Origin of the sequence: Chitinophaga tropicalis (assembly GCF_009758205.1) — a bacterium.
GTDB classification, from domain to species: Bacteria; Bacteroidota; Bacteroidia; order Chitinophagales; family Chitinophagaceae; genus Chitinophaga; species Chitinophaga tropicalis.
The window spans coordinates 19,336-32,333 of record NZ_WRXN01000005.1; the positions used below are offsets into that span (position 1 = coordinate 19,336).

Annotated in this window: 13 protein-coding genes; 7 read left to right on the forward strand and 6 right to left on the reverse strand. The window is 44.5% G+C overall.

Going from position 1 to position 12,998, the window contains the following annotated elements:
* Positions 1–60 precede the first annotated feature (60 nt).
* Positions 61–555: a hypothetical protein gene (locus GO493_RS12640; RefSeq protein ID WP_157306541.1), complete on the forward strand. Its 495-nt coding sequence runs from the start codon at positions 61–63 to the stop codon at positions 553–555.
* Positions 556–657: 102 nt separating this feature from the next.
* Here the strand turns inward: GO493_RS12640 and GO493_RS12645 are convergent, their stop codons facing one another.
* Entirely contained in the window at positions 658–1,410 is a 753-nt protein-coding gene (locus GO493_RS12645) for an SDR family NAD(P)-dependent oxidoreductase (protein WP_157306542.1), read from the reverse strand.
* A 200-nt stretch (positions 1,411–1,610) separates the two neighbouring features.
* Between GO493_RS12645 and GO493_RS12650 the strand changes: the two genes are divergently transcribed.
* The 3 genes from GO493_RS12650 to GO493_RS12660 are packed head-to-tail and all read left to right on the forward strand — an operon-like array spanning position 1,611 to position 3,425.
* A complete protein-coding gene (locus tag GO493_RS12650) occupies positions 1,611–2,324 on the forward strand; it encodes a 2OG-Fe(II) oxygenase (protein ID WP_157306543.1) in 714 nt (237 codons plus the stop codon).
* Between the two features lie 13 nt (positions 2,325–2,337).
* Positions 2,338–3,189, forward strand: coding sequence for a methylated-DNA--[protein]-cysteine S-methyltransferase (locus GO493_RS12655; RefSeq protein ID WP_157306544.1), 852 nt, complete (start codon positions 2,338–2,340; stop codon positions 3,187–3,189).
* Positions 3,186–3,425, forward strand: a complete 240-nt coding sequence (locus GO493_RS12660; RefSeq protein WP_157306545.1) for an Ada metal-binding domain-containing protein — start codon at positions 3,186–3,188, stop codon at positions 3,423–3,425. The genes GO493_RS12655 and GO493_RS12660 overlap by 4 nt, the downstream gene beginning before the upstream one ends.
* Before the next feature lie 34 nt (positions 3,426–3,459).
* Here the strand turns inward: GO493_RS12660 and GO493_RS12665 are convergent, their stop codons facing one another.
* The gene (locus tag GO493_RS12665) at positions 3,460–4,014 is read right to left on the reverse strand and encodes a GNAT family N-acetyltransferase (protein WP_157306546.1); all 555 of its coding nucleotides are present in this window, start codon (positions 4,012–4,014) and stop codon (positions 3,460–3,462) included.
* Between the two features lie 172 nt (positions 4,015–4,186).
* On the opposite strand from GO493_RS12665, the gene GO493_RS12670 reads away from it, so the two are divergent.
* Positions 4,187–5,059: a sugar phosphate isomerase/epimerase family protein gene (locus GO493_RS12670; protein ID WP_157306547.1), complete on the forward strand. Its 873-nt coding sequence runs from the start codon at positions 4,187–4,189 to the stop codon at positions 5,057–5,059.
* 133 nt (positions 5,060–5,192) lie between these two features.
* Here the strand turns inward: GO493_RS12670 and GO493_RS12675 are convergent, their stop codons facing one another.
* Positions 5,193–5,978, reverse strand: coding sequence for a prohibitin family protein (locus GO493_RS12675; protein ID WP_157306548.1), 786 nt, complete (start codon positions 5,976–5,978; stop codon positions 5,193–5,195).
* Positions 5,979–6,242: 264 nt separating this feature from the next.
* Between GO493_RS12675 and GO493_RS12680 the strand changes: the two genes are divergently transcribed.
* Positions 6,243–7,661, forward strand: coding sequence for a right-handed parallel beta-helix repeat-containing protein (locus GO493_RS12680; protein ID WP_157306549.1), 1,419 nt, complete (start codon positions 6,243–6,245; stop codon positions 7,659–7,661).
* On the opposite strand, the gene GO493_RS12685 is transcribed toward GO493_RS12680, so the two are convergent.
* The gene (locus GO493_RS12685; RefSeq protein WP_157306550.1) at positions 7,627–8,034 is read right to left on the reverse strand and encodes an NUDIX hydrolase; all 408 of its coding nucleotides are present in this window, start codon (positions 8,032–8,034) and stop codon (positions 7,627–7,629) included. The two genes, GO493_RS12680 and GO493_RS12685, sit on opposite strands and share 35 nt — an antisense overlap.
* A gap of 113 nt (positions 8,035–8,147) precedes the next feature.
* Here GO493_RS12685 and yhdJ point away from each other — a divergent pair, with 113 nt between their 5' ends.
* A complete protein-coding gene (gene yhdJ, locus GO493_RS12690; protein WP_157306551.1) occupies positions 8,148–8,969 on the forward strand; it encodes an adenine-specific DNA-methyltransferase in 822 nt (273 codons plus the stop codon).
* A gap of 51 nt (positions 8,970–9,020) precedes the next feature.
* On the opposite strand, the gene GO493_RS12695 is transcribed toward yhdJ, so the two are convergent.
* Together GO493_RS12695 and GO493_RS12700 are read right to left on the reverse strand one after the other, a co-directional pair.
* The gene (locus GO493_RS12695; RefSeq protein WP_157306552.1) at positions 9,021–12,185 is read right to left on the reverse strand and encodes a TonB-dependent receptor; all 3,165 of its coding nucleotides are present in this window, start codon (positions 12,183–12,185) and stop codon (positions 9,021–9,023) included.
* A 326-nt stretch (positions 12,186–12,511) separates the two neighbouring features.
* Complete coding sequence (locus GO493_RS12700) at positions 12,512–12,892, reverse strand: VOC family protein (protein ID WP_157306553.1); 381 nt, start codon at positions 12,890–12,892, stop codon at positions 12,512–12,514.
* Positions 12,893–12,998 lie beyond the last annotated feature (106 nt).

The following is a 12,998-nucleotide window of genomic DNA, read 5'->3' on the forward strand; positions in this document are numbered from 1 at the left end:
ATACATAACACTGCAAGGAATGCCCCTCAAATATATTTATCATACTTAAACCCTGTTATTATGAAAAACTTTGCTGTTTTTTTACTGACATTGGCGTTGCCATTTATGTCCTTTAATCCTTCTACCGGAACTACTGAAATTCCACCTGTAAAGAAGAAGGTGACGAAAGTAGTCCGTCGCTCCGGAGATGACAATATCGTAGTTGTTAATCAGACTCCTTACACGGTCAATGTGGATATTAAAATATCGCTCGGTCCTATTTCTCCTGTAGACTATCATTATACAGTTGCAGTGCCGGGTAATCAAACTTACAGTACACCTAACTTTAGCAGCACCTGTAGCTATATAGATGGTAACAATACTACTTATATGCTGGTTGAGTGGACATCTACCGGGCCTGCGGCTGCTACCAGTTACCAGTTCTTTTTCTCTAACGGAACAACTTATGGTTGTAAACGCAGAACTACCCGTAATGGGGGTCTTGGTACTTATCTTGACCAGGGTTGCGGCTCACAATTTCTGTTCCTGTATGAAAGTACTACTTGTGGACAATAGTAAGTATATCAAACCGTTCTATTTAACAGATGACTGACCAAGCAACAATGATTGCGGCATCGAAGCCCGGAATATAGATTCCGGGCTATTTTTTTCCTGTTTTCAGAACGGATGGTGACGCATACCGCCATCTACAACGGCCACGGTGCCGGTAATATATTTTGCACGGGGAGACACCAGGAAAACAGCCATGTTGGCCATATCCTGCGGTTCTCCGAAATCGCCCAAGGGGATCTCCCGTTCAGCAAATTTCTTGCGCTCGTCACCACGGAAATAAGGGCGGATATTCTCAGTATCTATAAGGCCCGGCTGTAAGCAGTTGACCCTGATACCATGCTGCCCCAATTGCCCGGCAAGCTGCTTGGACCATGCTACTACCGCCGCTTTGGCTACTGCTGAGACATTGAGTGTGCGCAACTCATAGGTGCTGACAAGGTTTAGAATGGCGCCTTGTTTACGTTCTATAAAATGAGGCAACAACTGCTGTGTGAGTTGCCGGTGGCGGTCAAAATCCATCGTCATGGAGCCGGTCCAGGCATCTTCCGGCCCTACGACATCTACCGGGCGACTACGGCCCGTATTGTTAACCAGTATATCAACATGCCCCAGGCTGACCAATGCTGCTGCAGCGATCTTTTCCGGTCCGTCGGGCGCAACAAAATCCTGTACTAACGTAACTGGTTCTACGCCACCCGCAGCAGCGATCTCATCTTTGAGACTTTTCAATAATTCTTCGTTTCTTGCAGTAGCGAGCACTGTTACACCTTCAATGGCTAATTCCTTTGCAATAGCGCGGCCAATGCCCTGGCTGGCTCCGGTCACTACTGCCGTTTTTCCTTTTAAATACAGATCCATATTATTTTCCTTTTCAGGTAGTGTATTAGAAAATTTCTTTACAAAAGTAGCGGGCAGCATCTAACTTTACAGACCCTGCAATTAATTGTCAGATACTAACAAAATTGTTAGTATTCTCTGTAATCATAGCAAGAAGCGGGTTTTATAAGGATGTCATGCTGATTAGTTTTGCATAAGTAAATAACTTAATCCAGCAGACAATGAGCAATATTATAAAACGGCTACAAACAAAGGACTGGCAGAAAGCTGCAGAAAGCCTTACGGAGAAAGGTTATGCCGTTATAGAAGAAGTACTCGCCCCTGAAGAATGTAAAGAGTTGATTGCAGCATACCAGTCAGATGATGACTACCGTAAAACCATTTCGATGGAAAGATACAGGTTTGGTATGGGTGAATACAAGTATTTTCAGTATCCTTTACCGCAACTGATCACCGATATCAGGGAGACTGTATATCCGTACATTGCACCGGTGGCTAATCAATGGATGAAAGTGCTGAATATAGATAAGCACTTTCCTGCAACACACCAGGAACTAAAGGCTTTATGTCATCAGCACGGACAGACCAAACCCACCGTTCTTATACTCAGATATGGTGAGGGTGGTTTTAATACACTACACCAGGACCTGTACGGAGATATCTATTTTCCTATGCAGCTGGTATTGTTCTTAAACGAAGCAGATGAAGATTATACCGGTGGTGAATTTGTACTGACAGAATCTATCCCCCGGGCACAATCTAAAGCGAATGTGCTTAAACCCAAAAGAGGTGACATGCTGCTTTTCACTACCAATTTCCGGCCGGTGAAAGGCAGTAAAGGATATTACAGGGTGAGTATGAAACATGGTGTAAGTCCGCTGCATAGTGGTAACCGCCATACTTTAGGCATTATTTTTCACGATGCTTTAAGCTAAAAACAGGAAAGTCATGGAAACACAACAGGAAATAAACTATAAAAGGATTGCGGAAGCAATTGAATTTTTCAGGCAGAATTTCAAGACCCAGCCCGGGCTGGAAGAAGCGGCTGAGCATGTGCACCTGAGCCCTTTCCATTTCCAGCGTATGTTTCAGGAATGGGCAGGTGTAACGCCTAAACAGTTCCTGCAATATTTAAGTGTAGAACATGCTAAAGATATATTGAAAAAAACAGGTGCAACCCTGGTAGATGCTGCCATTGAAACAGGGCTTTCAGGGACAGGCAGGCTATATGACCTCTTCATCAAGATAGAAGGTATGACGCCTGGTGAATATAAGAATGGAGGCGAGCTGCTTCATATCAATTACAGCTTTGCAGAAAGCCCGTTCGGTCTTATCATTGTAGCATCGACGGATAAGGGTATATGTCATATGGCTTTTGCAGATGAAAGCAGGGAGACCGCTTTCGCCAACCTGAAGCGTGCCTTTCCAAATGCAACTTACACTCAGCTGGTAGACAGCATTCAGCAGAATGCCCTGTTTATTTTCGGGCAGGACTGGAGTAAGCTGGGGCAGATAAAGCTGCACCTGAAGGGTACACAGTTCCAGATCAAGGTATGGGAAATCTTACTAAAGGTCCCTATAGGCGGCCTGACCACTTATGCAGATCTCGCTGAAAAAGCAGGACATACAGGCGCATCGAGGGCTGTTGGTACTGCTGTTGGCAATAATCCTGTAGCGTTCCTGATTCCCTGTCACAGGGTTATCAAGGCTACGGGAGAGATTGGTCAGTATCACTGGGGAAGTGTCCGCAAGAATGCCATTATTGGCTGGGAGGCTGCTAAAAATAACAGGCTGTCATGATCGGTCATATTGATATAGGGACAGCTGCTGTTCTCCGGCTTATCAGGAAAGGTATTATTACGCTTGGAGGGAATAAACCGGGTAAAATTTACGGCACCTTATCCTGCCCTTCCGGTAAACGTATGAAAACAGAGAACCGGGTATTCTTTGAAAATGAAGAAGAGGCGATTGCGGAGGGTTACAGGCCTTGTGGGCACTGTATGAAGGGAAAGTATAAGGCATGGAAAGGAAAGTAGTGCGTCCGTTTGATTTTTTTGCGCTGCGCGCGGCTCATTTTTTAAATGATGGGGATTGGGCCTGCGGCCGGTTAGAGGATCTTTTGATCTCATATACAAAATTCAATCTTGGGGGCTCACCATTAGCAGCCCTCTCCTCTCTTACTTTTGCAGCTCCCAGCCTGCCGACGGCTATTTGTGAACGATAGTTCTCAGAATCAACTAAAAAGCATACTCTATCTACATACTGAAAGATATAATCCATCATCAGCTTCTTTACTGACGGGTTTATTCCGGTGCCCCAGAACCTGGTTGCATAAAACGTATATCCGATCTCTATCCTGTTCTCTGCCGCATCATAGTCAAAGAAACGGGTGCTTCCAATCACATCTCCTGTGTCTTTATCGATAATTTTGAATGCGCCCCCACTTTGAATGGCACTTTCAAAAAAGGACTGGAAAACCTCTTTTTTCCAGCGGTCTTTCTGAGGATGTTGTTCCCATATCTTTTGATCTGATGCAGCGTTGAATAAAACATCAAAGTCAGATTCCGCCAGGGGCTGAAGGATTATCCTTTCATTCTCCAGAACAGGTTGAATAGAAAAAGTCATAGTTTTTAGTGGCAAAGTACAAACAACCTGGATTACCTGAATAATCCAGTTATAATAAAGAAACTAATCCAGCTCAGAAGGAGTTAAACAGAGGAATGAAGCGTTTAGTCGTTTTCGGATTTAATATTTATTATATTGTTGCCCATAAAACTCATAATTAAACAGTAGCGTTATGTTGACAAGGAGAAAATTTTTAGCAAACGGCGGTATACTGGCTGCGGCAGCCCTTATTACACCCTCATGCGCCTTTGCAATAGATAAAAAGGCTGTGGGGCTGCAATTATACTCGCTCAGGGATGAGATATCAAAAAATGTGGCAGGGGTACTGGCGCAGGTGGCTAAAGCAGGTTTCGGGGAAGTGGAAACTTACGGGTTCTCAAAAAGGGACCAGTTCTGGGGATTATCACCTAAAGAATTTAAAGCACTACTGGATAAAAACGGCCTTAAAACGCCAAGTGGCCACTACGGACTGGGTAGTTACCTGGCTGACGGTAATACAGATGAGCTGAAAGAAGCCATTAAGGCAGCTAAAACCCTGGGAGCTAAATATATCACTGCACCATGGATAGATGAGGCTTTGAGGAAAAGCGCGGACGACTATAAAGTGATTGCCAAAAGGTTAAATGATGCCGGCAAACTGTGCGCCCAGGAAGGTGTTAAACTGGCGTACCACAATCATGATTTTGAATTTCAATCCTTTGGTAATACCACCGGGTATGATATCCTGTTGAAAGAAACGGATAAAAGCCTGGTGGATTTTGAAATGGACCTTTACTGGGTAGTGCGTTCCGGTAATGATCCTATCAGGCTTTTCAAAGAACATTCCGGACGTTTTACGATGTGGCATGTAAAGGATATGGATAAAGCGAATCCTGAATTAAATACCACTGTAGGAACCGGGAGTATCGATTTCAAAGCCATCTTCGCAGAAGCGAAGCTTTCAGGGATGAAACATTTCTTCATAGAACATGAAAACAATTATGTTCCCAGTGCGATAGGTACACTGACTGCCAGCTGTACTTATATCAAGAAGAATCTGTTATAAAATTCCAGGTTGTTTTTTGATGTGTAGTATGAAAAAACTGCTTAACAAAACGGGTTTTGCCTTCGGCAAAACCCGTTTTGTTAAGAGAGAACTTTTTGAAGGAAGTTTTTTTTGAGGAGATTTTTCAGATGCACTACTGTACACTTTTAAAGAACACGGGAGAATTGCCATATAAAGGCGTTTTACCATCCCATTTCTCAATAAACTGTTGCTGGATCAGTAAAGGTGTGAGCGACTGCTGACGAAGCTGGTTTGCCCTGGCTTCTGCTTCTGCCTGTATGATCAGCTTCTTTGCATTAGCTTCCGTTACACGGAGCTCATTTTCTACCTGCATAGCCTGCTGTACTGCCCGGTTCTTGGCATCGATAGCCTGGGTGATGGTTTCGGGATACTGAATACCGCTGGTTAGCTGTTCCAGGTCAAAACCTTCCTTGAACAAAGCGTCTGACAATTGCTTCTGTACGGCGTTCTCGAAGTTCTCCCTGCTGCTGATCATGCTGTCTGTAGTATACTTATTGAACTGTATGCGGAAGGCATCACGCACATAGTTATATAAAGTGCTTTCGGTGATCTCTTTTATTCCTTTACGGTATTTCTTAAAGATCTCAGGGCTTTTACCGGGAATAACCCTGAAAGTAATAGTAGGATCTACTGTAAATATAGATCCGTCACGGGCGTTTACAGTAAACGGATTGTAATCAGCAGTCTGTACAAAGACGGGAAACTCGTAAACGGATTCTGTCAGCGGATTGTACCATACCCGGCCTGTTACCAGTGAAATGTCCTGAACACCTTTATCTGTGCCATATTGCTTTACTTTAATCCCTTCATGACCTGCATCTATCCTTGTACAGCACAGGAGGCAAAATACAGGGAAAATCACCACTACAATGATCATTACAATAACTGACTTCTTCATACTTTTACTTTGGATTTTAAGAACTTATACAGGAGATAATGTGTTATCAGTAAGATAAGAATGCAAACTACGCCGGCAAAAACGGAGAGATCGCTTGGGGCAGTCAGGAGCCCTGCCACCCACGTCCAGATAAAAATATCCAGAAGAATGACGACTGGCAGGGATAAATAAATGAGTTTCATCGACATATAGAATTGGATACGAATATAAGGTTTTTGCCCTAACTTAGGATGCCTTAACCGGGTTACGACAAATATCCAATTAATGATTGCAATACCCCTTCTTTTCCTCGCTATTAATTTCATTCACGATGAAACATTGGCCCAGAGGGAAAACTATAGCTCTGGAATACATACTGCAGCCTCTCCTGTTTCAGGCAGGGAATTTACGCTTGTACCCGACGTCTATGGCCGGCTGACCATAGACAATGCTGACAAGACTTACAAGCCTGGCGACATCCTTAATCTGAAAGGAAATTTCAAATCGGTATATATTTCAAACCTGAGCGGCAGCGCTTCTGCGCCTATCATTATACAGAACGCTAAAAATACGGTAGTTACTATTGGCGTTCCATCATGGAACGGAGGTGGTTACTCTTCAGGATGCAGTTTCTGGAACTGTCATTACATACGTTTTGGCGGACGGAAGGACATGGACCAGGTGGTGATAAACGGATCTACACAGGCTGCAAGGGAAGCCTACCGTGATCTTCAGCTTGAAAGCAAATCAGACAACATGGAGATCTGCAACCTCACCATCAACAATGGCGGGAACGGGATCGTAGCTAAAACAGACCCGGTGAAAGGAGATGCCACCACATTATATCCTAACACCGTTATGCAGAACCTGCTTATACATGACCTGATCATCAACGGTACCAAGAATGAGGCTATGTATATAGGACATACTGCCACCTATTGGGACTTTACAGCTAATATACCGTACTATGGCCCACCTTCCGGCTTTACGCCAGGTCATCAGTATGTACAGCCTATTCTGTGGCGCAATGTCAGGATCTATAATAATATTGTGAAAAATATAGGATTGGACGGTATTCAGACAGCTGCAACAGATGGCCTGGAGATCAGCAATAATGAGATATCAAACTGGGCTATGCAACGTAACTCTTCACATAACGGAGGCATCGTAATTGGTGGGCGTACAACCAACACCAATACACACGACAACTACGTTCATGATGGGTATGGTGAATTCTGCCAGTTCTATGGCTCGGGGGAGAACGGGGCTACCCACATCATCAATAATAACCTTTTCAGGGATAATCAGAGCAATGGTATCAGCCTGAGGGGCACTGCCAATGCTATAGTGAGGATCACAAATAATACCATTGCCGGTACAAAGGAAAACAGCCTGCGCATCAATGGCTATACTGGCATGACCGGTAAGCAGATAGTTCAGTCCAATGCCTTCATAGCTCCTTATTTTGGCAACAGCGGGATGCAAAGCAGATGCTTTATTTATGTGGAGGTTAATGGGGCTGTGACTGAGGGTACGGGGGAGCAGGAAAATAAGAAATTTTATACGGTCAACTCGGCAGGGGTAAATCCATCCAACTATTACCTGCCTCTGAGCGGCTCTCCTATGGGGCGTGCAGGTTACCGGCGACCGGCGCCGGCTGCCCAGGCCTCTACACAATCAAGCCGTGCTTCATTAGAAGAGTAAGTATGACAATGACACCGGGCGCCTGCGCCTTCTCTTTCCTATATTCTCCGAGAGAGAAATAGCGTACCTCCCCTATCTCTGCAGATGCCTGCGGATCAACTGTGCGGGTCAGCAGGTAACAATCCTGTTCCATTATCACATTTTCTTCTTCGCCAAATGCGGGGGCTGATATATGTGTATAGTAATGGTAGTCCTGCTCTTCCAGGTCAACATTCAGTTCTTCTGCTATTTCCCGGCAAAGGGCGTTTTCCGGTAATTCTCCCGGGTCTACTTTACCACCAGGCAAATAAAAACAGCGTTTATTCTTACTGTAAGCGAGTAACAACCTGCCATCCTCTATAATTAAAAGGCCTACTGTTCTGAGTGAGATCATACAATCGAAATTGAGCAGTGTACCAGAAAGTTCAAACCGGTGCACTATCTGAAATTGAGCGCGAAAGTAAGATTTTTTGATCTTCGTATATTTGTTCAAATACTCTACAGCTGATGGAAATATTCGGTACAGACAGGCACAGGATCATACACGCGGATGCGCTGGAAGCGCTATCCAACAATGTAGCAGATAATTCGGTTGACCTGATCTTTGCTGATCCGCCATATAACATCGGGAAGAACTTTAACGGTCATATTGAAAAATGGGAGTCGGAGGATGCCTACCTGGAATGGTGCTATCAATGGCTGGACCTCTGTGTCCGGAAGCTTAAGCCCAACGGCAGTTTCTATGTAATGACGGCTACCCAGTTCATGCCTTACTTTGACATCTGGCTGCGTAAAAGAACGGAGGTCCTGTCAAGGATAGTATGGCATTACGACAGCTCAGGCGCCCAGGCAAAGAAATACTTCGGCTCTTTATATGAGCCCATCCTCTTCTGCGTAAAAGACCGGAATAATTATACTTTCAATGCAAGCGATATACTTGTAGAAGCTAAAACAGGATCTAAGAGAAAGCTGATAGATTACCGTAAACCTGTGCCTACTGCATATAATACTGAAAAAGTACCGGGCAATGTATGGAGCTTTCCGAGGGTACGTTACCGTATGGATGAATATGAAGAGCATCCCACACAAAAACCCGTAGCGTTGCTGGAGCGGATCATCAAAGCAAGCTCTAATGAGGGTGACCTGGTAATGGACCCTTTCTCAGGTACTTTCACTACCTGCTACGTTGCGCAACAACTGAACAGGAACTGCCTGGGAATTGAGCTGCAGGAAGAATATGTGAAAATAGGGTTAAGAAGGTTACAGCTGGCAGAGACCTATAAAGGAGAAAAGCTCCAAAGAAAGCCAAGGACCTTTGAAGCTTTATAAATAGAAAACGCTTTAGCCTTTGGGGACTAAAGCGTTTTTTATGATCTGATATCAGAATCCGTAACGGAGCCCCAGCTGGATCTGCCATGGATTACCAGAAGGTACTACCACACCTGTGTTTACGTTAACGTTGTATTTATAGGTTGAAGTAGCTTTATCGAAGCCTCCGAGCGAGTAAATATTCTGCTTGCCCAGGGTCTTGTAAGTACCCCATTCTTTTTTGAATATGTTAGCCACGTTGAAGAAATCCGCCGAGAGCTCAATATTATGTGATTTATGCACTCTGAATTTCTTGGTAGCTCTCAGGTCCCATATACCATAGAAACCATTTACACCTCCATTGCGCTCAGCTACCTTACCGCTGTTCTTACGGATATACTCTTTCAGTCTTTCATCTGCCAGCGGGTTGTCCAGTATACCCTGTATGCCTTTACGGATGCTTTCCGGAAGGTTCGGGTCTTTAACGTCAAATATATAAGCCAGATCGTTCGAGTTCACAAAGTCGCCATTCACGTTACCGCTGACAGCCAGGGAATAACGTGTACCGCCAATACCTGAATACCTGATACCTATGTTAAAGCCGGCAAAAGTAGGTGATGTACCATAGAACACTACTTTATGACGGAACTGGTTGTCAGAGTAGGTCATTTTGCGGAGATTGCGCGGATCATCTTTCACCATCAGTGAGAGTGTAGCGGTATTAGCTACGTCTCCGTTATAGGAGGTGTTATCTTTAGTATCATTCCAGGTATAGCTGAAAGATACTTCACCATCCCTGAAATAACGGTAAGTTCCATCCACTACAAACGCGAACTGGTTCACTTTACCTTCGCTGTTCAGTTCCAGCACACGGCCTACGTTCTTGCTCTTACGGCCATCCATCCAGTTTGTGGCGCCATTGTTGACCTTAATGGAATCTGCCGGTACATACACTCCCCTGTTACCTTCATTAGCCAGGCGGAAGAAGGGAGCATCCACCATGTTACGGTCTACATACATATAGTTGTTGCGTGCAATGGTAGTAAAGAAGGTCACTCCCATTTTAAAGCGGTCTGTAAAGAGGTGATTGTAGGATATATTGGCTTTATATACAACAGGGATCCTTGCGTCCTTGCCGTTCATGTTGATGGTACCGATGCGGGCAAGTCCCAGTTCATCAAACAGCTCTTTACCGGGTGCTGAGGAGGGATTCTTACGGTATTCCACGAAATCAGGGTTTGGCACGCCGGACAGTATATCTACTGAAAGTACTTTGGTGCCATCAAACAACATGTTATTGATCATTGCATAGTTGTTGATATCAGACCCGAATACGGCGGCACCGAAGCGCAGGTAGTCCCTGTGCTTTTCATTGATATCCCAGTTGAACTGGAGACGGGGCTGTACCTGGAAAGTGGTCAGTGAATTATCTGTACGTAATCCCAGCTCAGTATAAACAGACTGGTTGAAGTTAGGTTTGTTCAGGTAAGTGGTATAATCAGCGCGCAAGCCGGCTATCATTTCAAACCCCGGGAACAGCTTTGTTTGCATCTGGGCATAGAGCGCAGCGCTGATGATATTCTGTTTTACGCTGGGATCTTCTGCCAGGGCCACTTCACGGGCATAACGGTATGGCGTCATGTTGTTGAAGTTATCTACCCCGGTGAAATAGAAACGGCCGTTCATTTCACTTCCGTACAGGGAATTCATATGGCTGTACATGATATCAGTACCAAAAGTGAAATTGGCTTTATTGGTATTCAGGTAAACGTTATCTACCAGCTGGAATACATTATTGTAAAAGTGTTCCGGTGAATAACGCTGGCCTCCCAGCTGAATGGAAGTAAATACATTGCTGCCATCTACTGTAGACTGTACGCGCTCAACAATAGCACGGGGAATGTTTTTAGAGGGCAGCTGGCTGCCTGGTGTACTTTCTTCAAATGTGTACAGGTGCTGAACTTTCAGTTCGTTGGTTAAACGGCTGCTTACCACAGTGCGTAGTGTAGCCAGCAAGCTATTGTTCTTTGCCTGGGCATCTGCATATACTTCATAGAGATTGATAGCCGTATTATCATCACGGCCAAGTGGCGCCCTGTCATTCACATAGTTGTCGCGTATGGTCAGCAGGTTCTTTTCATTCAGCTGGATATCCACACGTACAAAGAGGTTGTCAGTGCCTCTCTTTTTATTGAATGAACCAAACTGTGGAGAGTTTGCCACGCCATATTTACCACGGGCTATCTGGAGGAAGGTATCGAGGGTTGTGCGTGATACGTTGAAGCGCTTTTCGTCGGCAGCTGATTGTATATCTGCTATCTGCAGGGGGCGGGCATCTTTCTGATGGTCCCACGCAACGAAGAAGTGCGCTTTATCTTTGATAATAGGGCCTCCCAGTGTAGCGCCGTACTGATAGGTAGAGAAATCGTTCTGGCGTCTGTTTCCGCGGATATCGTAATTGCTGGCCAATACATCTGCCCTTGCATAGGTAAAAGCGCTACCGGAAAATGTGTTGGTACCTGCTTTGGTTACGGTACTGATAGTACCGCCGCCGCTACGGCCAAAAGTGACATCATACTGGTTGGTTACCACCTTGAACTCGCGGATAGCTTCCATGGTCAGTGCATAAGGGCCGCCAATACGGGTATTGGTGCCACTGCTGGAGGTCGGGTTCTTTGCTGTTGTACCATCAATAGTAATATTGGTGGAAGAGCCCAGCTGACCGGCAAGGTTGTTACCGCTGCTTAAAGGAGAAAGGTCTATGAGGGAAGTAAAGTTACGTCCGTTCACCGGCAGGCGTGCAATATCGCGGGCGGTTACTGTAGTGGCGGCTCCGAAGTTCTCTGTCTTATTCTTCAGGCCGGAACCTGATACGACTACTTCATTCATGCTGACTGATGAGCTTTGCATGGCGATATCTACTTTTATCAGATCGCCCTGGTTGATCATGTAACCGGTGCGCTTCTGTTCAGTATATCCGACAAAGCTTACGGTGATAGTGTACGGACCGCCTAACGGCAGTTCTTTAAAAGTAAATTCTCCTTTTGCGTTGGTGATGGTGCGGTTACTGAAACCTGTAGACTCATTACGCAAAAGAATAGATGCACCTGGAACCGCTTCTTTGGTTTCATTGGTGACTGTGCCTGTAAAGGAGGCCTGGGTTGTTTGTGCAAGTAGGTGTGGGCTGACAAGACAACAAAACAACAGTACGAATAAAGGTTGATAGATATGTTTCATAACAGCGAAATTATTGCAGGGTATAAACGGATACAATCCGCATGGCATATCATAACGTAAACTTCATATTCGGTTTTCTCTCAGGAGCAGTAAGGTTTTTCAGATATTTCTTATGTGAAAGATAAAGTTTTATTTCCTGTTAGCTGTTGTATTTTTTATCAGGGTACTGTATCAGTTTAAATTTCTTTTTGATGTACAATGTGAAAAGACTGCTCAAAAAAAGGGTTTCGCCTTTTTGGCAAAACCTTTTTTTGAGTTTTTTTGAATAAAAGTATTTGGGCTTACGGCCGGCTAAGAATTTAAATAAATGTTGTGTCTGTTCATACTTATTGTACCTGGTGTAACTGTACCAGGTTACCGCATGTATCTTCAAAAATTGCTTCCATGCCCCATTCTGTTTTTGTAGGTGCTTTCCTGAACAATACTCCACATCTCTTCAACCGCTGATAATCTCTTTCAAGATCTTCTGTTCCCAGCACCAATGCGGGTAATCCTGCTTTGCACAGTCCTTCCTGGTATGCTTTGGCAATGGGATTATCGTTTGGTTCCAGCAACAGGCCCGTGCCATCCGGTTCATCCGGAGAAGCTACGATAGCGATGTTGGCTTCCGGTATATATGTTCTTTTAATGAAACCAAGTACTTCTGTATAAAACTGATAGGCTTGCAAAGGATTTTTTACGTGTAAGCCAGTTAACGCGATCTTCATAACGTTGAAAATTATTTTATTAAGTTACTATTTTTCTTTTTAGCGGTAGTGCATCAGTTTAAAATTCTTTTTTATATACGAGCTGAAAAACTGCTCTCAAAATGGG

Coding starts and splice junctions, on each gene's coding strand:
- GO493_RS12640 (WP_157306541.1), top strand. CDS start 61: ATGAAAAACTTTGCTGTTTTTTTACTGACATTGGCGTTGCCATTTATG.
- GO493_RS12645 (WP_157306542.1), bottom strand. CDS start 1,410: ATGGATCTGTATTTAAAAGGAAAAACGGCAGTAGTGACCGGAGCCAGC.
- GO493_RS12650 (WP_157306543.1), top strand. CDS start 1,611: ATGAGCAATATTATAAAACGGCTACAAACAAAGGACTGGCAGAAAGCT.
- GO493_RS12655 (WP_157306544.1), top strand. CDS start 2,338: ATGGAAACACAACAGGAAATAAACTATAAAAGGATTGCGGAAGCAATT.
- GO493_RS12660 (WP_157306545.1), top strand. CDS start 3,186: ATGATCGGTCATATTGATATAGGGACAGCTGCTGTTCTCCGGCTTATC.
- GO493_RS12665 (WP_157306546.1), bottom strand. CDS start 4,014: ATGACTTTTTCTATTCAACCTGTTCTGGAGAATGAAAGGATAATCCTT.
- GO493_RS12670 (WP_157306547.1), top strand. CDS start 4,187: ATGTTGACAAGGAGAAAATTTTTAGCAAACGGCGGTATACTGGCTGCG.
- GO493_RS12675 (WP_157306548.1), bottom strand. CDS start 5,978: ATGAAGAAGTCAGTTATTGTAATGATCATTGTAGTGGTGATTTTCCCT.
- GO493_RS12680 (WP_157306549.1), top strand. CDS start 6,243: ATGATTGCAATACCCCTTCTTTTCCTCGCTATTAATTTCATTCACGAT.
- GO493_RS12685 (WP_157306550.1), bottom strand. CDS start 8,034: ATGATCTCACTCAGAACAGTAGGCCTTTTAATTATAGAGGATGGCAGG.
- yhdJ (WP_157306551.1), top strand. CDS start 8,148: ATGGAAATATTCGGTACAGACAGGCACAGGATCATACACGCGGATGCG.
- GO493_RS12695 (WP_157306552.1), bottom strand. CDS start 12,185: ATGAAACATATCTATCAACCTTTATTCGTACTGTTGTTTTGTTGTCTT.
- GO493_RS12700 (WP_157306553.1), bottom strand. CDS start 12,892: ATGAAGATCGCGTTAACTGGCTTACACGTAAAAAATCCTTTGCAAGCC.